This window comes from Comamonas sp. E6, assembly GCF_001010305.1.
Lineage (GTDB): Bacteria > Pseudomonadota > Gammaproteobacteria > Burkholderiales > Burkholderiaceae_C > Comamonas > Comamonas thiooxydans.
Genome location: NZ_BBXH01000008.1, coordinates 307,987 through 332,895, shown reverse-complemented (window position 1 = coordinate 332,895; position 24,909 = coordinate 307,987). Strand labels below are relative to the sequence as shown.

The 24,909-nt window shown below is 57.4% G+C and carries 17 protein-coding genes and 7 pseudogenes; 11 read left to right on the top strand and 13 right to left on the bottom strand.

Annotated features, from left to right (window positions below; translation table 11 throughout):
• Positions 1-516: 516 nt before the first annotated feature.
• A pseudogene (locus CSE6_RS08150) lies at positions 517-1,619 on the bottom strand (IS3 family transposase).
• A 36-nt stretch (positions 1,620-1,655) separates the two neighbouring features.
• Between CSE6_RS08150 and CSE6_RS26430 the strand changes: the two are divergent.
• Positions 1,656-1,820 (top strand): hypothetical protein, encoded by a 165-nt coding sequence (locus tag CSE6_RS26430; RefSeq protein WP_238585657.1) that lies wholly within the window; start codon positions 1,656-1,658, stop codon positions 1,818-1,820.
• A 201-nt stretch (positions 1,821-2,021) separates the two neighbouring features.
• Here CSE6_RS26430 and CSE6_RS08140 read toward each other — a convergent pair whose 3' ends face one another.
• Positions 2,022-2,990: a tripartite tricarboxylate transporter substrate binding protein gene (locus CSE6_RS08140; RefSeq protein ID WP_034408216.1), complete on the bottom strand. Its 969-nt coding sequence runs from the start codon at positions 2,988-2,990 to the stop codon at positions 2,022-2,024.
• Positions 2,991-3,087: 97 nt separating this feature from the next.
• On the opposite strand from CSE6_RS08140, the pseudogene CSE6_RS08135 reads away from it, so the two are divergent.
• Positions 3,088-3,987 (top strand): annotated as a pseudogene (locus CSE6_RS08135) (LysR family transcriptional regulator).
• Between the two features lie 502 nt (positions 3,988-4,489).
• Here CSE6_RS08135 and CSE6_RS08130 read toward each other — a convergent pair.
• Entirely contained in the window at positions 4,490-4,912 is a 423-nt protein-coding gene (locus CSE6_RS08130) for a rhodanese-like domain-containing protein (protein ID WP_045838876.1), read from the bottom strand.
• 72 nt (positions 4,913-4,984) lie between these two features.
• On the opposite strand from CSE6_RS08130, the gene ftrA reads away from it, so the two are divergent.
• Complete coding sequence (gene ftrA / locus CSE6_RS08125) at positions 4,985-6,001, top strand: transcriptional regulator FtrA (protein WP_045838877.1); 1,017 nt, start codon at positions 4,985-4,987, stop codon at positions 5,999-6,001.
• A 555-nt stretch (positions 6,002-6,556) separates the two neighbouring features.
• Here ftrA and CSE6_RS08120 read toward each other — a convergent pair.
• Positions 6,557-7,774, bottom strand: coding sequence for an EAL domain-containing protein (locus CSE6_RS08120; protein ID WP_059440285.1), 1,218 nt, complete (start codon positions 7,772-7,774; stop codon positions 6,557-6,559).
• Between the two features lie 156 nt (positions 7,775-7,930).
• Between CSE6_RS08120 and CSE6_RS08115 the strand changes: the two are divergent.
• The 4 genes and pseudogenes from CSE6_RS08115 to CSE6_RS08090 all read left to right on the top strand — a co-directional run.
• Positions 7,931-8,065, top strand: a pseudogene (locus CSE6_RS08115) (helix-turn-helix domain-containing protein); the annotation flags it as partial.
• A gap of 173 nt (positions 8,066-8,238) precedes the next feature.
• Positions 8,239-8,645: pseudogene (locus CSE6_RS08105) on the top strand (transposase); the annotation flags it as partial.
• A 117-nt stretch (positions 8,646-8,762) separates the two neighbouring features.
• A pseudogene (locus CSE6_RS08100) lies at positions 8,763-9,816 on the top strand (IS110 family transposase).
• A 2,053-nt stretch (positions 9,817-11,869) separates the two neighbouring features.
• Positions 11,870-13,090, top strand: coding sequence for a nitrate/nitrite transporter (locus CSE6_RS08090; protein WP_059440283.1), 1,221 nt, complete (start codon positions 11,870-11,872; stop codon positions 13,088-13,090).
• An 8-nt stretch (positions 13,091-13,098) separates the two neighbouring features.
• On the opposite strand, the gene CSE6_RS08085 is transcribed toward CSE6_RS08090, so the two are convergent.
• The gene (locus CSE6_RS08085) at positions 13,099-14,814 is read right to left on the bottom strand and encodes a bifunctional protein-serine/threonine kinase/phosphatase (RefSeq protein ID WP_059440282.1); all 1,716 of its coding nucleotides are present in this window, start codon (positions 14,812-14,814) and stop codon (positions 13,099-13,101) included.
• On the bottom strand, positions 14,804-14,992 hold the full coding sequence (locus CSE6_RS08080; protein ID WP_131421520.1) for a hypothetical protein: 189 nt from the start codon (positions 14,990-14,992) through the stop codon (positions 14,804-14,806). Before CSE6_RS08080 ends, CSE6_RS08085 begins: the two co-directional genes overlap by 11 nt.
• 159 nt (positions 14,993-15,151) lie before the next feature.
• Here CSE6_RS08080 and nirB point away from each other — a divergent pair, with 159 nt between their 5' ends.
• The 3 genes and pseudogenes from nirB to CSE6_RS26030 form a co-directional block, all read left to right on the top strand.
• A complete protein-coding gene (nirB, locus tag CSE6_RS08075; protein ID WP_059440281.1) occupies positions 15,152-17,737 on the top strand; it encodes a nitrite reductase large subunit NirB in 2,586 nt (861 codons plus the stop codon).
• A gap of 18 nt (positions 17,738-17,755) precedes the next feature.
• The gene (gene nirD / locus CSE6_RS08070; protein ID WP_059440280.1) at positions 17,756-18,160 is read left to right on the top strand and encodes a nitrite reductase small subunit NirD; all 405 of its coding nucleotides are present in this window, start codon (positions 17,756-17,758) and stop codon (positions 18,158-18,160) included.
• 6 nt (positions 18,161-18,166) lie between these two features.
• Positions 18,167-18,857: pseudogene (locus CSE6_RS26030) on the top strand (hypothetical protein); the annotation flags it as partial.
• Here CSE6_RS26030 and CSE6_RS26785 read toward each other — a convergent pair.
• Positions 18,856-19,189, bottom strand: a pseudogene (locus CSE6_RS26785) (transposase); the annotation flags it as partial. The pseudogenes CSE6_RS26030 and CSE6_RS26785 overlap by 2 nt on opposite strands.
• A 160-nt stretch (positions 19,190-19,349) precedes the next feature.
• Here CSE6_RS26785 and gloA point away from each other — a divergent pair.
• Positions 19,350-19,799 carry a lactoylglutathione lyase gene (gloA, locus tag CSE6_RS08060; protein WP_059440278.1) on the top strand — a complete coding sequence of 150 codons (450 nt, stop codon included), beginning with the start codon at positions 19,350-19,352 and terminating at the stop codon, positions 19,797-19,799.
• Positions 19,800-20,065: 266 nt separating this feature from the next.
• Here gloA and CSE6_RS08055 read toward each other — a convergent pair whose 3' ends face one another.
• From CSE6_RS08055 to CSE6_RS08035, 6 genes are all read right to left on the bottom strand, one after another.
• Positions 20,066-21,589, bottom strand: coding sequence for a CoA-acylating methylmalonate-semialdehyde dehydrogenase (locus CSE6_RS08055; protein ID WP_059440277.1), 1,524 nt, complete (start codon positions 21,587-21,589; stop codon positions 20,066-20,068).
• A gap of 55 nt (positions 21,590-21,644) precedes the next feature.
• Positions 21,645-21,812, bottom strand: a complete 168-nt coding sequence (locus CSE6_RS26020) for a hypothetical protein (RefSeq protein ID WP_193751110.1) — start codon at positions 21,810-21,812, stop codon at positions 21,645-21,647.
• 10 nt (positions 21,813-21,822) lie between these two features.
• Positions 21,823-22,116 carry a hypothetical protein gene (locus CSE6_RS08050; RefSeq protein WP_238585660.1) on the bottom strand — a complete coding sequence of 98 codons (294 nt, stop codon included), beginning with the start codon at positions 22,114-22,116 and terminating at the stop codon, positions 21,823-21,825.
• 62 nt (positions 22,117-22,178) lie between these two features.
• A complete protein-coding gene (locus CSE6_RS08045; RefSeq protein WP_059440275.1) occupies positions 22,179-23,747 on the bottom strand; it encodes a sodium/solute symporter in 1,569 nt (522 codons plus the stop codon).
• Positions 23,744-24,061, bottom strand: coding sequence for a DUF485 domain-containing protein (locus CSE6_RS08040; RefSeq protein ID WP_034355977.1), 318 nt, complete (start codon positions 24,059-24,061; stop codon positions 23,744-23,746). The genes CSE6_RS08045 and CSE6_RS08040 overlap by 4 nt, the downstream gene beginning before the upstream one ends.
• A gap of 41 nt (positions 24,062-24,102) precedes the next feature.
• Complete coding sequence (locus CSE6_RS08035) at positions 24,103-24,897, bottom strand: crotonase/enoyl-CoA hydratase family protein (RefSeq protein WP_034355974.1); 795 nt, start codon at positions 24,895-24,897, stop codon at positions 24,103-24,105.
• Positions 24,898-24,909 lie beyond the last annotated feature (12 nt).

Sequence of the window (24,909 nt, the reverse complement as noted above, 5' to 3'; positions counted from 1 at the left end):
CACCACAGCGCGGAAATGTACGCGCCAACGCACTTCGAAATGTATTGAGCAGCAAAAGCCTGCCCCTCGTGAAATTATTCCAGTAGCATTCGCGTTGGGCCCAGCTATTAGGACGTAGGTGGAGCCTCTTATGCCACCCACGAGGTGGCTTTTTTTGTCCTGAATTTAGGGCCATCCGGCGTGACCGCTTAAGCAGGTACGGCAACTCAGGAATTCGCCTGGGCTGGCGACAATTGGGAGTGCGGTGTGGCTTCAGCGCCTTTAGCGAAAGTGGTCACGCCAGATAAGGCAGAGCCTGTTTATGAGCCCACGCACATCTTGATTCCATCACTCTCTTTGGGCAAAATTTGCGTCACGTACCTGTTTTGCCGGGCCTGGGGTCACAGACTCCTTTCACTTCCTCAACTTGCCCAGGCATGACCAAATAGGTCACCGGCTTTTTATTCGCGCCCGCAGCAACTGCTTGCGGGCTTTTTCTTTTGTCACAGGAGAAGCATCCTCGCTTTCCTGCACTACCTAAAAGTAGAGGTTGGGGAAACGTTTGACACGATACGCGACCGGCGGAATCCGGCCCAGCGATTCATGTGGACGATGGTGGTTGTAGCAATGCAGCCAGCCCTCGGTCATCGAGCGCACTTCCTGCAGAGATTCAAAGACATAGCAGTCGAGCACCTCCGTGCGATAGGTTCTGTTGAAACGTTCTACGTAAGCGTTCTGCGTCGGCTTGCCTGGCTGAAGGCTGAATGTGGTTCAACGCTATGCCTTTATCCTGCGCCCATTGCTTCAAGGCCTGGGCGATGAACTCGAGCCCGTTGTCCAGGCGAATGCACTGCGGCACCCCACGGACCTCAGTGAGCTCCTCCAAGGCTCGTACCACCCGAGCTGCAGGCAAGCTGGCATCAATTTCGATACGCAGGCACTCCCGGTTGAAGTCGTCAATGACGTTGAGGGTTCTGAACCGTCTTCCTGACCACAGGGCATCGGACATGAAGTCACAACTCCAGCCCTGGTTCGGTGTTGAGGCTGCCTCCAAGGGATGCTTGATGCGCTGCGGCAAACGTTTCTTGCCTCGCCTGGGCAGGTTCAGTTTGAGCTGGCAATACACACGCCAAAGCACAGTCTTGCCCAGAGCTGTTCTTGATAGCGGGCGCTGGCGTAAAGCAGCCCAAACCCGTGGCGAGGATTCAATGCCACGTATCTTTGGATGAAGTCGATTACCCCGGAGTCGTCACAGACCACACGTGCATATCGAAGCGTTGAGCGAGCCAGGCCCGCCGCTTGGCAAGCTCTGCGCTGACTTAGGCGGTGCTCGCTCATAAGCGCATGCACGATGGATTGCCGACGCTCCGGGGTCAGAGCTTTCGCTCGACAACATCCTTCAGAGCATGGTGCACGAGCGCCAAATCGGTATACATGCGTTTGAGCTTGGCGTTCTCTTCCTGCAACTGCCGCATCTGGGCCAGATGCGGCACAGACATCCCTGAATACTGGCTCTTCCTCTTGTAGTACGTGGCATCGCTGATGCCATGTTTGCGACAGGTGTCACCGACTTTGGCGCCTAGCTCAACCTCCTTGAGGATGCCGACGATTTGCGCTTCACTGAATCTGGACTTCTTCATGTTGAGACCTCCGTGAGGGGGATTCTCGACTTTTGAGTGGCGCGAAGATTCGAGGACACATTTGAGGAGGCGTCAGTAACAGCTGTCCTGTTAAAGGCCTTTGCGAAACTGGGCGGCCCCGATCCGGCCAGCGTGCAGGTGACGGCCCACCGCTGGCGCTATGCCGACACGGCCAACCCGCTGAACATGGGCTCCTGGTGAGACGCGGCTGCCAGTTTGGGGATGTGCGGTGACTGGCTGCACAACGGCACCGCGGAAGGCGCCTGGCTCAGCGGTATAAGCTTGGCCTGCCATGTCCATAGGCACTGCTCGCCCATGCCGGATAAACCTACAGGGAGCACACCATGCGCACATCCTTTACTTCTGTCGATCTTCGGCGATTCGTGTGGATTTACCTTTCAGTCAATCCGCCGTTATTTTTCGATCACGGATGATGCGGCTCCATTTCTCATTTTCTGTCGAAATGAATTTGGCCAATTCTTCTCGTGATGTTGGAGCTGCGGTTTGACCGTGTTTAAGCAGGTTTGCTCGCACGTCAGGTGCGTTCAACACCTTCACGAGCTCGACATTCCATCTGTCCAGTAGCGGCTTGGGTGTTTTACCTGGCGCAACGAACGCATACCAGTTAGTGGCGTTAAAGCCTGGATAGGTCTCTGCGACGGTGGGCACATTGGGCAGGTAGGCTGGCCGTGTCAGTCCGGTGGTTGCCAACGGGATGAGCTTGCCCGACTCGATATGCGGCAGCGCTGTGGGTGGTGCTGCATAGAAGGAGCTGACGCGTCCGCCCAGGACATCCTGTAACGCGGGGGCTCCGCCCTTATAGGGAATGTGAACCGTGTCGATCTTTGCAATGTCGTTAAGCAGTTCGCCGGCCAAGTGGGCCGCTGATCCAGGGCCCGTAGAGGCAAAGTCCAGTTTGCCCGGTTCACGCTTGGCTGTAGCCACAAACTCGCCTAGGGTTTTGATGCCTTTGCTTGCAGGCACCACCAGAACGTTGGGAAAGGTCACGCCCATAGTGATTGGTGCGAGATCCTTGAGCGGGTCGTAGCTCACCTTCATGAAGTGAGGCGAGATGCTCAAAGGGCCGATCGAGCCGAACAGCAAGACAGAGCCATCGGTAGGTCCATGGGCAACCTGGGCATGCGCCAGATTGCCGCCGGCACCAGGCTTGTTATCCACGACCACGCTCTGGCCAATGTTTTCACCGAGTTTCTTGGCAATAATGCGTGCGGCGATATCGGCCGAACCGCCTGCGGCAAAGCCAACAACCATGGTGACCGGTCTTTTTGGGGGGAAATCCTGGGCATAGGCACCGGCGAGCGGCAGGCAGGCGGCCAATGCGGCAGCCAGTATGAGAGGGCGTCGTTGCATGTTGTCTCCTGATCGAGTCGTTATCAACTCTGTGCAAGCGGCGATGGTAAATATCCGGGACTATTTCGTGAATTGCAATATATGACTAGACTGTTGCATGCAGCGCATTAAATTCGATATTGCCGAACTACAGGCGTTTGTTGCCACGGCAGAGAATTCAAGCTTTCGTGTAGCTGCGGAACGTCTTTGTTTGTCTGCCCCGGCGTTGAGTCGCAGGGTGGAGCGCCTGGAGGAAGCACTTGGAGCCAAGCTGCTTGAGCGGACCACCAGGCATGTTCAGTTGACCGCGATTGGTCAGGAATTTCTGACTGAGGCGCGCGCAGCGCTGGAGAGCCTCGAGACAGCAGCGCAGCGCATCAGCGATCAGTCGCTGACTCGCCGAGGATTGGTGACGGTGGCTTGCATCCCTTCAGTGGCAAACCATCTTTTGCCAAATGCATTGCGCACCTTTGCCGATGCGTACCCGGATGTGCACGTTCATGTCATTGACGAGAATGCGAGCCATGTCCTGGATGCCGTGGTTAGGGGGCGAGCCGATTTCGGGCTCAGTTTCACGGGAAGCCAGGAACCAGGAATTCAGTTCGAGACTTTGGCACGCGAGCGATATGTGTTGGCAATGCTGCGAAGTCATGCTTGGGCATGCCGCTCAGAGGTAGCGTAGTCAGAGCTTGCCGGAGTGCGCCTCGTATCCGTATCGCACCAGAGCAGCAATCGACTGCTTTTGGACCAAGTCATGGCAGGCCTGCCTGAGCAGCCAATGGCTTGGTACGAATGCAATCACGTAACTGGGGCTCTGGCTCTTGTCGAAGCAGGTTTGGGAATGGCAGCCATCCCGCAGCTTGCTCTGCCTGAGTGCAATCCTAAGGTCTGCGGTGTGCCACTCATTGAGCCTCAGTTGTGGCGGACTTTAGGCCTGATACAGAAGCGAGAGCGTGTGCTTAGTCCTGTCGCTGAATATCTGAAGAACCGCTTGCTCAACCTCCATGTGAACCACTGAGCACGCACTGGACTGTTGCACGCGACCCATTGCGTTCAGCGGTACAAACCTATGTTCCGATCAAGTGTTCTCGATTTTTCAGCGAATTGAGCGTGGCACATCAACTCAGGTGCGCGACATCCATCACGTAAGAAATCAGGGTTTTTGAGAGTGTCAAAAACTCGGAGCTCTAAGGGCTTGTACTGCGATCTTCACCATCAAAATTCTCTTTCGCTTCTCTAAAGCGATCTGCGTTTCAAATCTAGCGCCGAGAAGCTCGGTAGGTGCCCCGACAACCGCCTCACAGCCCAATTGAAAAGGCGGTTTGGAGAACTCCACGCAGCCCAATCCACTTGCGGAATTTTGAGTGGAACTGCGAAGGTGAAAGCTATGGCCGACCTCATTGAGGAGAGATGACCGATTGGGTTTCGAACAGCGACGGACGCAACCCGTTGAATCCACAGTCACTAGCGGTCGGCCCGCATTCCTCCAGGGCTGTCTTCTGAAGCAGGAAGTCAACGCGTTAGGCGGACGGGTCTTCGAGCATTGTCCTATTCAATTCAAACCCTTCATCGAGCCAACCAGTAATACCGCCAACCATTATTTTCACGGGCCGCCCCAGTCTTGCCAGACGCAAGGCACCGCGTGCCGCGCCGTTGCAATGGGGCCCTGCGCAGTAGGTGACGAATAGGGTCTCTTCTGGCCAAGCCGCCAACTTGCTTTCGACGATCTTCCCATGAGGCAAATTGATTGCCCCTGGCACATGGCCCTGTGCGAACAGCGCTGGCGAGCGTACGTCGAGGAGCACGAAATCGGGGCCCTTTAGAAGCCCGTCATGCACATCCCAACAATCGGTCTCGAAACTGAATTCAGCAGCGAAATGAGCGATGGCAATGGACGGCTTCGCAGCGGGAATTGCGGTTACATGGGTGCTGGAGAAGGTCATAACAAAGAAGACTGTGTTTGTGGCAGTGATGCTTATCGTGCCGAGAGTCCAGTCGAGTCACAATTGGCGTATATGACATCAACCGAAAATATTACGCCAATCACCGAGGCCACCAGCGGCCCGCTGGTTGTTGCCCCAGTCTACGATGGCCTATGCACCTTCGAGTTCTCCATCGTGGCAGAGGTTTTCGGTCTGGCGCGTCCGGAGATGGGCCCTGACTGGTACCGCTTTGCCAGTGCGGCAGTTGAGCCCGGCTTACTGCGGGCTCATGGCGGCCTGCACGTCATGGCTGATGGTCAAGCCGATTTGTTAGAGCGCGCGGATCTGATCGTGATGCCCGGATGGAAAGGCCCACATGTACCGGTACCACAGAAGCTTGCGCGACGCTTGCGCCTGGCCTGGGAGCGCGGCGCCCGGTTGGCCTCAATATGCTCTGGAGCCTTCGTGCTGGCCGCAACGGGCCTGTTGGACGGGCGAAGGGCAGCAACGCACTGGCGCTATGCCGAGACGCTGAGCCAGCGGCACCCCGCAATCGAAGTCGATGCCAGCGTGCTCTATGTCGAAGAAGACCGTATTCTGACTTCGGCGGGAAGCGCCGCGGGTATAGATTTGATGCTGCATATCGTGCGAGGAGACTTCGGCGTGAAAGCCGCCAACAGCGTCGCCCGGCGCTTGGTGATGCCTCCCCATCGCAGCGGTGGGCAAGCTCAGTTCATCGAACGCCCCGTGCAGCCGGACCGGCTCAATCGGCTCTCTGACGTGCTGGAACAGATGCGTGCGGATCTTCAAGGCGACTGGACAGTTGATCGGATGGCGCAGAGCGTGCTGATGAGTCCCAGGTCTTTCCTGCGCCATTTCATCAGGGCGACAGGTGTACCCCCAGGCCAATGGCTGATCGCTGAGCGGGTGACAGAAGCCCAACGCCTTCTCGAGGGCAGTGCAATGCCGGTCGAGGACATTGCTGCACGGGTTGGATTCGGCAGTGTCCAGGTCCTGAGGCATCACTTTCGCGCCAAACTAGGCCTAGCCCCCAGAGACTATCGAGCTATGTTCAGCGCTGTACGGATCAGCGAACTGCCTTCGGCATAACTTGAGTGAATTTCTGCTTTGGGTCGCAACCTCATGTCTGTGTCAAGTGACAGCAGACTTCCAGCAACCAATCGACCTGCAACTAACATCCACTGTCCGCTACTCAACTGAAACCCGTCGTTGAGAATTCGCCAGCATCGATCTTCGGATAGCTGCTACGGAGCGGTGACCGATAGGTCACGATGCAGCCATGAGCAGCAGCAATCGCTGCAAAGCGGCCGTTTGAACTAACTACTCGAACGACGGCAATGGGTCGACCTGAGCCTGTTGGGGCATTCAGAACCGGTCCTTCGAGCCAGCTCGCATGGCTGCACCGCGCAATCAACTATGGCGAGTTGTGACAAGCCACGGATGTACAGCCCTTGGCGACTTCTATCCCACATGACTGCAAGGCATTTCGCTGAACGCGCGTGACAGAATGTCCTGTCTGTGCCTATTGGCGGCTCACCCGCTGCCATAGGCGTACTCTCTGTTCAGCTCTCACATCGTGGACGCTTATGGCCTGGTCGCATAAATCAATGTGAGATGCAAAACAGAGAATCCGACGCACACTTCTCAGCTATCAGCAACTTCTTTAACCAGATACGGCCGAAATCCTGTCTCCTGCGGGAACAGCACTCGTGGAGAGCACCTCACGATATCTCCGTTGTGGAGCGAATGAACAACGGCGTCTTTCTGGGTTTGATGAGCCACTACGGTAGTTGTCGCATCTTGGCCCTTCGTCAAAGAAGCCCGGGTCTGCATGTCATCCTCCACACGAGCAACGTGATTGAACAGGGCTTGCAGATGCAGCGTGGGCCGTGCGATCAGGTACCCTTGAACGCCAGTCGCTCCAGCGGTTAAAGCCACATCGAGCTTCGCAGCAGAATCGATCCCTTCAACGATCACAGTCACCCCGTGATTGGCGCAAATCCCCACCATGCCTTGCAGCAGCCTCGCCGGCAGCTCACCCTCGGCGGTTTCTTCCAGCACCGACTTGTCGAGCTTGACGATGTTGGCACGAACTTTGTTCAGGATGTCCAGCGAACCCGCTTCCTTGCCTATGTCGTCAAGCGCAATCCTGACACCCTGGAACTGTAGGTGATGAATCAGGCTGAGGGCGGATTTCTCTTCCGGAAAGGTGCTCGTTTCTGTGATTTCAAGCACCAGTCGCTGCGCCAAATCAGGTCGATCCCCTAGATACGTGAGAATCTCATCCCACCACGCCGCACTCACAAAGGAGCGAGCGGAAACGTTGCAACCCAGATTCAAACCTTCACTGCCGGCCAATGTGCCCAGCGTGGTCCATAACACGCTACGGTCAAGACGCTCAACCAGCCCCAAGCGCTCCAAGGCCTGAATAGCATCTGGAACCACATAGCTGAGACACGCAGCCTCGGGCGCAGTGCGGCGCAACAGGCATTCATAGTAAAGGGTTGGAGCAGACCCCGAGTATTCACGGGTCGCCACCGGCTGGAATGCCAAGGCGAGGTTTCCCAGGCGCAGGTCATTCAGCAAGCAGCTGGCCAGATGCATATCGCTCTGGTAGTGCTGACGCCATATAGAGCGCAGGCCCCGTGCAGGAGGATATCGACGGCAGTCTGCGGTACGAGAACCTTCCAGCTGCGAATTTGTGCCATTGCCGGAAGCAGCGCCCAGGATCTGCGCTTCGACCTGTAGATAGATCTGTTTCATGCCCCAGATCACCGGCACTTGCCCTATCGCTGCACAGATGCGCTCGGCTTCGCCGTGATACCCAGAGTCTTCTGCGGTCGAGAACTGGCCCGTGACCATCAAAGTCGCACGCTTTTTTGTTGCCGCACGAACGGACAGTCCCTTGCTTGTTGATTTCCACCCAGAAGTGACCCACTAGCCCCCGGTTTTTCCATCTCAATCTGACCCACGAATTAACCCTAGCCTGCTGTTTTCTTGTGCAGCAGGAGACCAGGAGTGATTGACGTGGCCACTTTGAGTGTCATCCGGCGCTGGGCTCTGCGTGAGAACCTGTCCATCCGAGAGATCGCCCGCAGAACTGGGCTTTCTCGCAATACCATCCGCAAGTATTTGCGCTCCGACGACCGTGCCTTTGCGGTGTTTGGAGGCTACGACAACATGCGCACAGCCGTCGATCGTGTCAGCCGTGGCAAGCTCAGAGAGGTCAATGCCAGATTCAGTGCTATGCATCTGTTTTAGAAGGGAAAATTCTATTCCAATAAATTTTCGATGGTGCCCTGCCATTCATTTTGTGAGCCTCCGACGTGCTGCAGCATTTGCCCGAGGATGAAGCGCTTGAGTGCCTGACAGTCGATGCTGCCTACGGCACGCAGCCCGTCCATGAAGCAGTCATCAGAGGTGGCGCTATGCCAGCCATTCCACCTCGAAAGAATGCCCGAATCCGCAAGGGCAGTGTCTTTGTGCATCGCAATGCTGCGATTGCAGCATGTAGGCGACTGGGGCAAGATCAGGGCGAAGTCTCTGGAAATGCTGGAGTGCCTACGAAACCAAGATGCACTGCATCAAGCGACTGGGCGAGCGTGTGATGTCTCGTACCTTTGAACGCCAAGTCAACGAGCTACATATCCGGGCAGCGATCTTGAATCGATTCACTGAACTGGGCCGTCCACAGACGGCAGCGGTGGCTGACCTACGGCGGGAGTTTGGGTAGGTTCGTCTCAAACTAGATTTGAATACGAAGGACTTCCCGCCATCTTGGCCTGCTGGATACGCAGTGCCACGATGGATCGGCAAGCCAATTTCTTCGTCATTCATCAGGAGTCGTGCCATGCAAACCATCGTCCGTGTTGGGGTAGATCTCGCAAAGAATGTGCTGCAGGTCCATGCAGTCGATGCTCAAGGGAGGATGGTCACTAACCGGGCCATCCAGCGCAGCAAGTTCTTGGCATGGTGTGCGCAATTACCTGCAGGGTGTCTGGTGGCCATGGAGGCTTGTGGTGGTGCGCACCACTGGTGTCGGGCTTGGATGCACGCATGATGGCAGCGGCACTGGTCGCACCCTATCGCATGCAGGGCAAGAGCGGTAAAACGATGCCAATGATGCCGCTGCCATTTGCGAGGCAGCCAGCCGTCCTCGGATGCGCTTTGTACCCGTGAAGACTCCAGAGCAGCAGGGCATACTGTGTGTGCATCGGCTGCGTGAAGGGTTCAAAGAGGAGCGAACAGCATGCATTAACCGCATTCGAGGATTGCTCGCCGAGTTTGGCGTTATGCTGCAGCAAAGCCCCAGAGCCTTGCGCACCCATTTGCACGATATCTTGGAAGATACGACCAATGACATCGCAAGAACAGCCCGCATTGCGCTGCAGCGTGCACTCATGCATTGGCAAGAGCTCGATGAACATCTTCACTGGTGTGAGCAGCGTATTACCGCTCACTGTAAAGAAGATGCACAGGTGCAGCGAGCAGCCGCCATCAAGGGCTTGGGGCCACTCACTGCATCAGCGATGGTAGCCACTGTGGGCGACTTCAAGCAGTTTAAGAACGGTGCACAGTTTGCCGCCTGGCTTGGGTTGACGCCCAGACAGAATTCCAGCGGAGGCAAATCCAATCTAGGTGCCATCACCAAACGAGGCGATAGTTACCTGCGCACTTTGCTGGTGTAAGGAGCCAAGGCCGTAGTGCTGGCCGGCAAACACAACCTCGCCCCCATCTCTCAATGGGTAATGGCCTTGAGGAAGCGCAGTGGTTGGCAAAAGGCCGCCGTGGCTTTAGCCAACAAAAATGCACGCATTCTGTGGGCGCTCATGACACAGGAGCGTACCTACGAAGCAGCCCATATCAGCGAACGCCCCAGGCCACCCGTCTCTGCCGTTGCCTGAGACAGGCACTTCAACATGCCAGACGTGAAATCAAAGATGCAATGAACAGGTCAGACCAGCAGCAGGCAAGCTCGGTTGTTGCATTGTGAGTCGCAAGACGTCACGAGATTTGAATGGAGCCCTGCTGCGCGGTTTGTTTCTGGGGGCGCACACCTCGTGCCTAACCCCGTCTGTAGATGTGCAGTCTGTTCCTCGTTTCAAGCACCTGGATCGTCTTGGCAGACAGGTCAGTCAAAAAGCGCTTGCATTGACGGGAAGTCCCTGTAATGCAGCAACGCCTTTGGAATGTACAAGCGTTTACCTCACACTTTTTCCAGGTAAAACGTTGTACAAAAACTCTTTCGGCTTTGGCGCCAAAGGAATGAGCATGTTCTTGTGTACAAGGATTTACCTCACCCACCTGCTGACACAGCGCGCACTGCTCCAATTTTCATAACGATTGCTCGAACGTCAGTTGATGTTTAGAGCACCATACCCCGCACATCTCCCTCACTTTCTCAGCATCCTGGAAAACGTCCCCGGCAGCATTGAACAGAAAGCTAGGCTGCTGGACATTTCACCGTCAACGCTCCGACGGTACCGCGCGCAAGGCCAAGCACCCAGAGCCATCCATCTGGCGCTGTTCTGGGAATCGACCTGGGGCATTCAGTACGTCGAGTCAATCTCAAACCTACGCACCTCCACATACTTCGCCCAGGCACAAGCGCAAGAGCGCCGAAACAAAAGGCTTATAGGTCAAATTGCGCTACTTGAAGCCGAGTTAGCCAGGTCAAACACCGGGCCGTCCAATCTACCGGTTTTCCAAATTGGCTAACAACCGATACGAAATTGCCGGTCACGCGTCTTCTTTCTCTCGGCCCTAACGTAATCAAGCTGATCCATTCCGCACGCCTTGACACGACATTCAGCGTCGAGAACCCTAATTCGCTCCTCCAAAATTCTGCACTCACCGGGCACTGATGACGAAGGTCGAGTAGCGACTGGTACAACTTGCTCAGCAGCAATCGCATAAGCCTTGTCTCTCTGCTGCCTAGCTAAAGCAACTTGACTTTCCCATGGAATATTTGCTGGTACTCGCGCTATGCGATCTATAAAGCGGCCATTGACCGAGCACGGAACGCTCTCCCAAGTCAGGCGATCATGAATATCTTTGCAGAGGTAAATCTCTCTTGTTGTCGGTGTATCCACTCGCGGAGTGCTTTGCTGCGCGATCTGACGCCCTCCCTCGCATGGAGAATTGCTGTAGGTATTCCCACACCTATAAATCTGCCCAGTAGCTTCAGGTTTCGGAAACTCCGGAGTCCCTGGCTTAGGAGCTACCGCAGTTGCAGGCTCCGTTGGTTTCAAAACAGACGGCGGCGGAGCCCGCTGGTGGACAGCTGTGGGTGGAAAACCCTTGATAAAACGAATGATTTCAAAGTGGTACCTGTATGCGATTACACCAATGAATAGCACTATCGCAGTGACAATGAGCTTTCCCATAAAGCCCATTTCATTACGACCACTCGAAAACGGGCTATCACTTGGATCCCTTCTAGCGCTCAGATTTTGGTCATAGCGCTCTCTCCAATAATCTCTATCTTGTATTCCCATAATTCCCCCTCAATGGGAATCATAGGCCAGAGCGCCTACGGCGGTTGTTTTTCAAGCGAGAGTGGCGACCGGCATTTTTTGGTGAATTGCACGCCCTCCATCACACACCATACTTTGCCAGCGGTGCCGCGATCGCGTGCTTCAATTGCGCCGGGTATTGCCTGATCAGCGGGTGAACCTCAGGGGCGCGGCCCCCGATACCCCCTTACAGCGCTCCGGTCTGGGCCAAGCGCGCCGTTGTCAGGCTTTTCAGTTGGGCCATCTGGTTCAGTAGAACATCAGTCCATCATGTTGTTCGCACACGCTATCGGATGAGCACGAATCTTGCTTAACTGACTTGTAGCCGTTTTTGCAATGAAGCAGATTCGGCTGTATCAAGACAACGACGTCTACGTCAGGCATAGGCCGCTATTGTGGGTAATGCCTGCGTAGACGTTTTCTTTTGTAGGGACAGAAAGCAATGACGGGCTTCCGAAACTTTTTACAAGCTGGGCATGCACCAACCTTGGGCGCATCATTCTTCTATTTCGCCTGCTCATGCGGCATTTGGGTCATCAATGGTGCAATGGCCCCTTTTCTCAGCGAGAGCTTTAATCTGACACCGGCGCAGAAGGGCCTGATGCTATCCATCCCAATCTTCGCGGGGTCGCTGATGCGCTTTCCGCTGGGGTTGCTGGCTCAGTACATCGGTAGAAAGAATGCCACCCTGGTTGAGATGGTGGGCATCGCCATCGCAATGTTGTACGGCTACTTCGCCGTTGACTCCTTTGGTGATCTGCTGGCCATGGGCGTTTTGCTAGGCATTGCTGGTGCCAGCTTCGGCGTAGCTCTTTCACTCGGTTCAGGCTCATTTCCACCGCGCTACAAGGGACTAGCAATGGGACTAGTTGGTGCCGGCAACATCGGAACGGCCTTTGCCGCACTGCTGGCACCGCAGTTGGCACAGGCCTTTGGCTGGCAGGCCGTATACGGCTTTGCGGCTCTAGGTATTCTGGTGCCTATGGTCGTAATGATTGTGTTTGCCCGAGAACCCGCAGACCGTGATGCACATGCCACTCTGCGCGACCATGTTGCCTGCCTTTTCGAGAAGGACGGCTGGGCCTTCAGCCTAATTTATGCCGTCACCTTTGGCGGCTTCATTGGCTTAGCCACTTTTCTGCCAAGCTACTTTTATGACCAATTCGGTGTGAGCAAAGTTGAAGCTGGGCAGTTGACCATGCTGGCTGCGTTTATGGGTGCGACTACGCGCATTTTTGGCGGCTGGCTGTCGGATCACTGGGGCGGAGTGAACACGCTCACAGCAGTGCTGGTCGTCGTCTTCATTAGCTTGCTGCTTTGCGGACTCAGCGGCCACTCCTTAACTCTCACAGTGCTGTTCTTCTTGGTATGTTTTGCCGCCTTGGGAGCTGGCAATGGTGCCTTGTTCCAATTGGTTCCTCTGCGGTGGCCAACAACCACTGCTGTGGCCGGCTCCATGATCGGAGAGTTGGGCGCTTTGGGCGGCGGCTTGATCCCTGCAAGCATGGGTTTGTCGCAACAGCACACCGGCAGTTACTTCACAGGATTCGCTGTGTTTGCCTGCTTTTCACTAGTCATGTTGGTGATGCTGCGCCACATGCAACTGCGCTGGACACGCACCTGGGCGGAGAAAGGCGGTCGCGCACGCACCGTGCCGGCTTGATTCAAAGCTCAGCGTGGCAGGAACAGTAACCAGTAAAGCAGCGCCACATTGAGCACAACGCTGAAGGCGAGCGCTGTCTTCCAACCGAATGCTGGATCGCGCTCAAGGAGTGGACTGGACGCTTGCGGCAATAGTGGCCGCGCAGCTCCGCGCTCTAACGCCAGCAACATTTCTTCGGCCGTCTCGAAGCGCTGTGCAGGATCGCGAACGATCGCCTTAAGAACGATGGCATCCAGCCAGATTGGTACTTGTGGGTTGTGACGACTGGGAGGTATTGGGTCACGCCAGTAGCGCCCTCTCTGGTAAGCGATAACCTCACCATAAGGCAGACGTCCACTTGTCAATAGCTGGTACAGCGTCACGCCCAAAGCGAACAGGTCGCTGCCCGCACTTGCTGGCACTGGCGGATCGTCCCACTGCTCGGGGTTCATGTAGCTAGCAGTACCCGCATGTAAGGCACGCAGTTCGGGAGGCTCTCGGCCAGTCAGCGCAACGCCAAGGTCGAGCAGACGCAACACCCCATCAACACCGCAGTGAAGGTTCGCGGGCTTGACGTCGCGGTGGATAACACCCTGTCGGTGCAGGTAACCCAGCACACGCGCGGCCTGCTGACCTATGGCAAGCACCTGGTCTACACCAGGCTGATGTCGTCGCTCCAGCCACTGAGAAAGCGTCTCGCCCTCCACCCATTCGTACAAAAGATAGAAAGCTGATGGCAGATCTACCGGCGCAGCATGCAGCCGAACCAGATGTCGGGCTGCCGCTCCGGTCTGCAGATGGCCGGCCACCCATGCTTCATGGGCCAGAGCAGCCCATTCCTGGCGGTCATGGGCACGCTGTGTGTGCAGCGTTTTGAGCGCATGGCGCTGGCCGCTGCGCTCATCCAGCACTCGGTACACGCGGTAAATGCCACTGTCGGCCACTAAAGCCTCCACACGCAGCCCATCCACCAGACTGCCGGGCCTGAGCAGAGGCAACGGCGGCAGGGACTGTGCGCGACGCATAGTGTTGTCCAGGGTTGCTTCCTTCACGCCCAGCACGCGAACGACCACGGCTGTGAGATTGTCGCGGCTGCCGTTGCGCCACGCGGCATCAGCCAAGCGTTCGGCCAGGGACTGTGCACCGCCCTCGCCCGCCCACTGGGCAAACTCGCGCGGCTTGACGTCATTGTGTATGCCGTCTGACAGCAGTACAAAAATGTCGCCGGGAACCACTTCTCCTTGCCGATAGTCAATGCTGACCCTATCCTCCAGGCCGATGGCGCGCGCCAGGCGGTGCGCGAAGTCCACGCCGCCCATCACATGGTCCTCCGTCAGCTGCTCGATCTGCCCTTGTCGCAACAGGTAGGCACGGGTATCGCCTACATGGGCCAGCGTGAAACTCTGCCCACGTAGAACCAGAGCTGTCAGCGTGGTCAGACCATAGGCCGGCTGACGTCGCCGATTGATGCCATAGAGCCAAGCGTTCTGTGCACCCACGATGCGGTCCAGCGCCACGGTGGGCTCCCAGGTGGCCGGCGTGCAAAAGAAGTCGCGTGCCAAACAGGTTACCGTGGTCTGTGCAGCTTCACGGCCCCAGCCACCCGCACTGACACCATCGGCAACGGCGGCGAGCATGCTGGCGTGGCCAGAACTTTCGTCCTGCAGTTGTACTGCCGCGAAGTCCTCGTTGTCCTGCGCACGGCCGGAGCGTGAGACCCATCCGATATCCAGTTCAAAAGGCATGAGCGAATCCGTAATGGCATTCCTTGCAGTCGCGCCCCACAAGAGTGCCTATCGGTGCGGACACCGCACCGAACTGATGCATCGGTAGATCAGAATCAGCAGCACCTTCGTTTGGAACCACGGCACTGCCAAGCTCCATGAGCAAGAAAACGATTGGCATAAAAAATGCTTTATTCATAGCAACGGTCTGGGCAATGTAGCTCCGACAGTTGAGGACAACGGCGTTTGCGACATACCTGGCCAAAGGTGGCTAGGTCATGGCGCAAGCGCCTTTTTGTTTTTTAACCGTGAGAGGGAGCGTAACTCGCTTCACTCCCCTCCGACGAAGGGATATCGCATGCCCCACGCGATTCATAAAACACCACGAAAGCTCATCGTTGTTGGTAACGGCATGGTGGGTCAACGCTATGTCGAAGCTCTAACCGAACAATTTCCCGACCTTTGCGCAGCAGGATGGGAAGTGACGGTACTTGGTGAGGAGCCGCGCCCGGCATACGACCGTGTCCACCTGTCGGAGTTCTTCAGTGGCCGCAGCGCCGACGATCTGTCCCTGGTCCCAGAGGGCTTCTACGACCGCCCGGGCCTGACGCTGCGCCTCAATGCCCGCGTTGCCTCCATCGAGCGGCGCGATCGTACGCTGCAACTGACCAATGGTGAAGTACTGGCCTTCGACAAGCTGGTGCTTGCAACGGGCTCCTCACCCTTTGTACCAGGTGTGCCGGGACGCGACCGCCCTCACTGCTTTGTCTACCGAACCATCGAGGACCTCGAAGCCATGCAGGCCTCGGGGGCCAAGTCCCAAAGCGGCGTAGTGGTGGGCGGCGGGCTGCTGGGGCTGGAATGTGCCAAGGCCTTGCGCGACATGGGGCTGCAAACCCATGTCGTGGAGTTCGCACCACGCCTGATGATGGTCCAAGTGGACGAAGGCGGCGGTCGCGTGCTGCGCACCAAGATCGAATCGCTGGGCGTGCAGGCTCACACCAGCCGCAACACTGTTGAGATCACCGATGGCGCCACGGCGCGCCATCGCATGGTGTTCGCCGATGGAACTTATCTCGAAACCGACATGATCGTGTTCTCGGCCGGCATCCGGCCGCGCGACGAACTGGCACGTCAATGCATGTTGGCCATCGGTCCGCGCGGAGGCATGGTCATTGACGACCACTGTCGCACCAGCGATCACGACATCTATGCCATCGGTGAATGCGCGGCCTGGAATGAGCAGGTCTTCGGTTTGGTCGCGCCAGGCTACGATATGGCCCGCGTTGCCGCAGCTCACTTGGCAGGACAGGCCGATGCCGCGTTCACGGGCGCCGACATGAGCACCAAACTCAAGCTCATGGGTGTGGACGTAGCCAGCATCGGGGACGCACTTGGCAAGACGCCGGGTAGTCGCAGCTTTAACTACACCGACGAGCTGCAGCAGATCTATAAGAAAATCGTTGTCAGCGAAGACGGCAAGCGCCTGCTGGGCGCCGTGCTGGTGGGGGATGCCGCAGAGTACGGCACGCTTCTGCAGATGGCGCTCAACAATATGGAGTTGCCCGATGCACCCGGCCAGCTCATCCTGCCAACCAGCGACGGCGCGGCCAAACCAGGCCTCGGCGTGGACGCCCTGCCTGACGCTGCGGTACTGTGCTCGTGTAACAACGTCAGCAAGGGGCAGTTGTGTTCAGCTATCGCTGGCGGTGTGCAAACCATCAGCGAACTTAAATCCTGCACCAAGGCGGGGACCTCCTGCGGCGGCTGCGTGCCGCTGGTTACCCAGGTACTCAAGGCCGAGCTCAAGCGCCAAGGCGTAGCTGTCAACAACCACCTTTGCGAGCATTTTCCGCACTCGCGCCAGGAGCTTTATCACCTGGTGCGCGTTGGCGAAATCCGAACCTTCGCGCAATTGCTGCAGCAACATGGCAAAGGTCATGGCTGCGACATCTGCAAGCCCACTGTGGCCAACATCCTGGCCAGTTGCTGGAACGACTTCGTTCTCGACCACAACGGTGCGCCGCTGCAGGATAGCAACGACTACTTCCTGGGCAATATCCAGAAGGACGGCACTTATTCCATCGTCCCACGCGTGCCCGCAGGTGAGATCACGCCTGACCAACTGATCGTGATTGGTAAGGTCGCCAAGGACTACGGTCTCTATACCAAGATCACGGGCGGCCAACGCATCGATCTGTTCGGAGCCCAAGTCCACGAACTGCCGCTGATCTGGCGTGAGCTGGTGGATGCAGGCTTTGAATCGGGCCATGCTTATGGCAAGTCGCTGCGTACGGTCAAGAGCTGCGTGGGGTCCACCTGGTGTCGCTATGGCGTGGACGACAGCGTTGGCCTGGCCATCGAGCTGGAGAACCGCTACAAGGGCCTTCGCTCGCCACACAAAATCAAGTTCGGCGTTTCCGGCTGCACACGCGAATGCGCCGAAGCACAGGGCAAGGACGTGGGGGTGATCGCCACAGAAAAAGGCTGGAACCTCTATGTCTGCGGCAATGGCGGCATGAAACCACGCCACGCCGAGCTGCTGGCAGCTGACCTTTCCAAGGATCAGTTGGTACGTCTGATCGACCGCTTCCTGATGTTCTACATCCGTACCGCTGATCGGCTGCAGCGCACCAGCACCTGGTGCGACAACCTCGAAGGCGGCCTGGACTACCTCAGGGCCGTTGTGGTCGACGACAGTCTGGGTCTTGCCTCCGAGCTGGAGGCGCAAATGGCCCATGTCGTGGGCACCTACGCTTGTGAATGGAAAAAGGCCGTGGACGACCCCGCCGTCGTCCGGCGCCTGCGTACCTTCGTCAACAGCGACGCAGGCGACGACAACGTTGTCTTCGTTCAGGAGCGCGGCCAGATCCGACCCGCTACCCAAGCCGAAAAGCACTCACGCCTCAAAGGCATCCCGGTGTTGGTCGAAGCCAGCGTTTGACCCTCTAAGGAGCACCTCATGAACGATACCGCCATTGCGCCAGAACCCACGCGCACCGCCGCACCCACGAGCTCAGCCGCCAACAAGAGCGCAGCCTCTGCTGCCATCTGGCACCGCATCTGCCCTTTCGACGACATCTGGCCCGACACGGGCGTTTGCGCTCTCATCGGGCGTCTTCAGGTGGCCGTCTTTCGGCTGACCGACGGCAGCCTCTACGCCATAGGGAACCATGATCCCCACAGTGGTGCCAACGTACTCTCTCGCGGCATCGTTGGCGACCTGGGCGGCGAACCTGTCGTCGCCTCGCCCATCTACAAGCACCACTATCTGCTGCGCACCGGCGCCTGCGTGGAAGAACCGGACACCATCTTGCCGGTCTACTCCATCGAGCTGCGCGACGGCATCGTCTGGCTCAAGGGCTGAGTGCACATGGCCACCGAAGTCTCCTCTGTGTGCCCATACTGCGGCGTTGGCTGCGGTATGAATCTGCACGTGGACCAGGGTAAGGTGATCAAGGTCATCGGCATCAAAAGCCACCCGACCAACTTCGGCCGCCTGTGCACCAAGGACTCCAGCAGCTCGCAGACTTTGAGGGAGTCTGGCCGGATGGAGACCGCATTTGCGCGCATTGACCGTCAGCGCGATCCTGTGCAGGTCAAAATGGACGAGGCCGTTACGAAAACTGCCCAGCGCCTCAAGACCATCCTTGACACTCATGGCCCCGATGCTATTTCGTTGTACGTATCGGGCCAGATGTCCCCGGTTCCTACAAGGATTTCGATCAAGCCGATGTCTTTTTCGTGATCGGCGCCAATATGGCCGATTGCCACCCCATCCTGTTCCTGCGCATTAATCGGCAAAGCCGGGGCCTGGATGAGCTGCTGGACCATGGGGCTGAACCAGAGCGCGCACGGCACCTGGAACACCAATGCCATCTGTAACTTGCACCTCGCTACCGGTGCGATCTGCAAGCCGGGTAGCGGTCCGTTCTCGCTGACAGGCCAGCCCAACGCAAATGGGGGGACGCGAGATGGGCTATATGGGCCCTGGCCTACCTGGCCAACGGGCAGTGCTGGTGGAAGCTGAGCGCCACTTCGTCGAAGATGTGTGGGACGTACCACGTCACCGTTTCGGCTTTCAGCGGGCTTGTAACGGTAAGTGCTGGATGACGAGCAGTGAGCGGCGTTCGCTGAGTCCACCGCCCATCCTCGCGCCGTGCAGGTGCGCTCACCACTTTTTTCTCAAGGCTTCTTTCGTCACCTCGTTCTCCAACATGGACTCGGCCAGCAGCCGCTTGATACGGGCGTTTTCAAGCTCTAGCTCCTTGAGCTGTTTCGCGTCCGAGACGCTCATGCAGAAACCGTGCCGGCGGCGCAGCTCTGCCACTGGCAGTCCAGACTCCGCTTCTCGCAGGAAGCCAATGATCTGTTCTTCTGTAAATCTCTTTTTCACGTCCAATCTCCTGTCTTCGGGATTGGACTCCAGAGTCAGACGCTACTCAAATCCGGGGGGACGTCGCTCAGCGAGCTGCTCTTGAAGGCATGACTGTAAAAACGTACAAGAAATTACTTCACCCGCCTGCAACTCAGAACCTGCTGGCAAAATAGTGCCTATGCGATTCCTCCACACGATGTTGCGCGTTGGCAATCTCCAGCGCTCTATTGATTTCTACACCAACGTCATCGGCATGCAACTGCTGCGCACGTCCGAGAACCCCGAGTACAAGTACTCGTTGGCCTTTCTTGGCTTCGAAGGTGGTAACCCGGGTCAGGCGGAAATTGAGCTGACTTACAACTGGGGAACCGAGAACTATGACATGGGCACGGCTTACGGTCATATTGCTCTGGGTGTGCCCGATGCCTATGCCGCCTGCGAGAAGATCAAGGCTGCCGGCGGTAATGTGACCCGTGAGGCTGGCCCCGTCAAAGGCGGTAGTACCGTCATTGCTTTTGTGACGGATCCTGATGGCTACAAAATCGAATTAATACAAAAAAATTTAAACGATTACAGCGAAGAACGCCACTCAGACGCCAAAAAAATCGATCCGCTGCGTAGCGCGTAGCAGGTGAGCAATAAAAAAGCCTACGCGAGTAGGCTTTTTTCTATCCAGTGATGGAAGGCCTGCAACGCCCGCGACCATATGCGATTTTTCGAGAATCACCTGGATTCCGCCTGACCGAGGAACTGTCACTGGCTTGCGTCACCAACGGCCAGGAAATCGTTGACTGCACGCGCGAGATCGAACAAGACGAGACGCACGTCTACAGCATTGCGAAATACATGCAGCTGTTTGTCTTCAGAGTCATCGGCAATGGATGTTGTCTCTACCTATTGGGCCGTTGGCATGGCGAATTCCGCGCCTTTGCCAATGCTCTCGGGCCAACGCTGCATGACGGATTTCTGTTTGGTGTAGAAGCGCACCCCCTCCTCCCCATAGGCATGCATATCGCCAAACAGGCTCTTCTTCCACCCACCAAAGCCGTGCCAGGCCATGGGCACCGGAATGGGTACGTTGATACCTACCATGCCAACCTGGATATGCCGCGTGAATTCCCGAGCCACATTGCCATCGCGGGTGAAACATGCAACGCCATTGCCAAACTCATGCTTGTTGACGAGTTGCACTGCGGCGGAGAAATCAGCGACTCGAACACATGACAGCACGGGGCCGAAGATCTCTTCCCGGTAGATGCTCATTTCCGGCGTAACCTGGTCGAACAACGTGCCCCCCATCCAAAAGCCGTTGGCGCACCCCTCTCCGGCAGCAGCGCCCAGGAAGGTACGGCCATCAACGAGCAGTTGTGCCCCCTCCTTAACGCCCTGCTCGATATAGCTGCTGATACGCGCATGCGCCACAGGAGTCACGATGGGGCCCATCTCTGCCGCCAAATTGGTGCCATTGAGCACTTTCAATGCTCTGGTTCGTTCCACCAATCTGGGCATGAGCTTGTCGGCGACGTCGCCTACGAGGACTGCGACAGAGATGGCCATGCAGCGCTCCCCCGCTGAACCATAGCCCGCACCGATCAGTGCATCCACGGCCTGGTCGATATCGGCATCCGGCATCACCACCATATGGTTTTTGGCACCTCCCAGCGCCTGCACGCGCTTGCCATGGCGCGCACCGGTTTCATAGATGTAGTTGGCGATCGGGGTAGAGCCGACAAAGCTCAGCGCCTTCACTTCAGGGTGTTCCAGCAGCGCTTCTACAACCTCTTTGTCTCCTTGCACAACGTTGAACACGCCGTCGGGCAAGCCCGACTGTTTCAACAGATCGGCTATGAACAAACTCGGGCTGGGGTCAATGGGGCTAGGCTTGAGCACGAAGCAATTGCCGGCGGCAATGGCCACGGGAAACATCCACATGGGCACCATGACGGGAAAATTGAAAGGTGTCACACCAGCGACGACGCCAAGTGGCTGGCGCAGAGTCCAGTTATCAATACCGGTACTGACTTGATCGGTAAAGTCGCCTTTGAGGAGTTGGGGAATTCCACATGAGAACTCGACGATATCGATGCCCCGTGCCACCTCGCCTTGAGCATCAGTAAAAACCTTGCCATGCTCGGCCGTGATGAGTGCGGCGAGTTCGTCCTTATTGCGATTGAGCAGTTCCAGGAACTTGAACAGTACGCGCGCGCGACGTATGGGCGGGGTGTCCGCCCATCGCGGAAATGCAGACTGCGCAGCAGCAACGGCAGCCTCCACGTCCTGAGCCGTACCCAGACGCACCTGGCGGCTAACGGCGCCGGTGGCGGGGTTGTAGATGGGTTGCTTACGCGTGCCGTTGCCAGAGATGTGAGCGCCGCCTATGTAGTGGGCGACTTCCGTTCTGTTACTGATGTCAGTCATGGTGAAACTCCTGTTCGGTGGAAAAAGAAACCCGTCGAATAACGAGTGCCTGTGTTCAGAAAGACTCACACGCCAGCGTGCTTTCATTGGCTTCGATGACGATGTCGCGCAAGCCGAAAGGATGCGGATGGTGTAAGAGGTGCGATGTGGCGATCTTTGTGCTCAGGAAGGCCGTATCTATCTTCTGGCGCGCCAACATGACCTTGCTGGCAGCAGCGGACACAATGCAAAGCTCATGCTGGCGCTGTTGAGCATTTCCGTGCATGCCGCGCCGATGCTGGGCAGACCTTGGCCGCCAAAGGCGGGGGGCTGCAACCCTCTTCCATCAACCGTAGGTAAGCCCATTTGAAGCCGGGCAAGGTGCTCACCGAGCCATCGGCCAAGGCAGCGGGGCTTTGTCCCCCAGCTGCATTCAGCGGCGCGATCACTATCTGGGTGAATTTGGCGCAGGCTTGGGCCGTCTCCGGCATGACTTCTTCCAGCCTCTGCAGTCGCGCGGTTGCGTCTAGCCCAGCAAGTTCCTTCATGCAAAACAGCATGTCGTCAATGGGGGCTTGGTAAGTCATGTCCTTGCTTATCTTCCGTACGTTCAATGAGATACAGAGGCAATGCCTACGGCAGTTTCCGCGCGCACCTCCTGCGCAGGAAACCCAGCTTTGTCCTGCGCGGCGCGCGGCGAGCGGTCCATGAGGGATACCACGACGATCACCACGAATGCCAACGGCATCGAAATCAGTGTGGGGTAGTCATAGGGAAATACCGGCGAGGCGAAATGGAAGATGCGCACCCATACCGCAGGCGAGAGCACTACCAAAGCAAGAGCTACGCTCAGCCCTACCAGGCCGCCGGCCAAGGCACCACGGGTCGTCAGGCTGCGCCAGTACATCGACATGAGCAACACTGGAAAGTTGGCGGATGCAGCGATGCTGAAGGCAAGGGCCACCAGGAAAGCCACGTTCTGATCTCGAAAGAGCAGACCGAGCACGATGGCTACCATGCCGATGCCAATGGAGGCCAGACGGTTCACGCGCATGGCCTCACTGGGGGAAACATGGTCGTTCTTGTAGACCTTTGCATACAGGTCATGCGCAATAGCGGAGGCACCGGCCAGCGTCAATCCACTGACCACCGCGAGAATGGTGGCGAACGATACGGCAGCCAGCAGGCCGAACAGCAAGTTGCCGCCCAGCGCGGTCGCCAGGTGCATGATGGGCATATTTGAGCCACCCAGCACAGGGCCGCCCACCTTGCCGTCCACGTAGAATGCGGGGTAGTTCGGCAGGATGGCCATTGCACTGAGACCCAGAAAGCAGATGATCACAAAGAACGCGCCCATCAAGCCTGTGGCGACGAAAACCGATTTGCGGGCCGCGCGCGCATTGGGCACGGTGAAGAAACGCATCATGATGTGAGGCAGGCCCGCAATGCCAAAGACTAGGGAGACGGCCAGTGACAAGCCGGAGATCGGATTCGCCATGAGCTTCCAGGGCCCTTTCATCGCTTCGCCAGCCTGATGGTTGTTGGCAGCAGCCGCCAATAAGGACGAGAAGTCGAAATTAAAGTAGCGCAAAGCAAGCACCATCAGCACGATGCCGTTGCCCAGCATCAGCACGGCCTTGATGATCTGCACCCAGGTCGTTGCAACCATGCCGCCGACCACGACATACACCATCATCAGCAGACCAACGGCAATGACGGCATAGGTGTAGTCGATGCCAAACAGTAGCTGCACCAACTGTCCGGCGCCAACCATCTGCACAATGAGGTAGAACAGCACCACGGTCAGCGAACTGATCGCGGTGAAGATGCGCGTACTGCGCTCATCCAAGCGGTAGGAAACGATGTCGCTCAGCGTATAGCGCCCCAGGTTGCGCAGGCGCTCAGCAATCAGAAACATGATCATGGGCCAGCCCATGAAGGCACACACCGCGTAGATCAGCGAGTCGAAGCCGTTGGAGAATGCCAAACTGGAGATACCCAGCAATGTGGCTGCAGACATGTAGTCGCCCACGATTGCCATTCCATTCTGGGTCCCAGTGATACCGCCACCTGCAGTGTAAAAATCCGAGGTGGAACGCGTGCGGTTTGATGCCCAGTAGGTGATGCCTAGCGTGATGGCGACAAAACCAGCGAAGATCAGGATGGCCTGCGTGTTCATGTTTGCAACCCCGACAGCAGCCGCGTGCACTGAGCGTCGAAGCGTGTATTAGCAATGTGGATATAAATGCCCGTTAGCCCCCATGACAACGCGATCAGCCCGGTGGCGCATGCCACGCCGCTGGTAAGCGTTCCCTCGCGGTTCAAAGGCACGGCCAGACTGGCAGGCGACATCACTGCAGCCAGAATGAAGGCCATACACAGTCCCAGGCATACGCTGGCAAAGGCAAATGCCACGCGGCGGCGCTGGGTTTTGAGTTGTTCGTAGCCAGGGTGGCCGGGCAGCCGCCGGCATATTTCTTCATTCGATAGCATGCTTGTCTCCGTTGTTGTTGCGGGTTGGCAGGCGACCAGAATCAGTGGCCCAGTTGCACCTTGTGCGCCCTCTTGTTGACGAACTCGCCCAGGCGCTGCTGTACGTCATGCCCCTGCTGGATCATGGCCATGACCAGCCCTTCGGTGAACAAACCATCCGTGGCCGACATGTCCGCAATGCGGTTGATGGCACTGACGATGGCGTAGTTGGATAGCGCCGCGTTGCCAGCGATCTTTTTCGCCAGGGAAAGTGCCAATTCAGAGGCTGGTGTATCGCCCTTGGCGGAGTCGCAGACGTAGTGGGCCAGACCGAGTTGACGGCCTTCCTGCGCATCGATAACCCGGCCCGTGAGCATCATCTCAACCATGCGGGGGGCGGAGATGATGCGCGCCGTGCGCACAGTGGCACCGCCGCCAGTGAAGATGCCACGTGTTCCCTCGGGCAACGCGAAGAAGGTGCCACTGTCGGCCACACGGACATGGGCCGCGCTGGCAAGTTCCAGCCCACCGCCTACTACGGCGCCTTGCAGGCAGGCGACCACAGGGATGCCGCCATGCTGGATCTTGTCGAACGCGCGGTGCCAGCCCTGACACACGCGCATGAATTCAACGCCGCTGCGCTCCTTGTCATGGTGCTCCTTCAAATCGAGCCCGGCACAGAAATGCTCACCCTTGGCCATTAGAAGGACGACGCGGATGTGGCTGGGAATAGCCGAAAAATAGGCATCGATGGCCGTAATCGCTTCCTCGTTCAGCGCATTGCGCTTGTGCTCCATGTTCAGGGTAACGATGCCGACGTCGTCCTGCTCGGACGTCAGCAAAAGAGGGGTAGACATAGAAAGAACTCC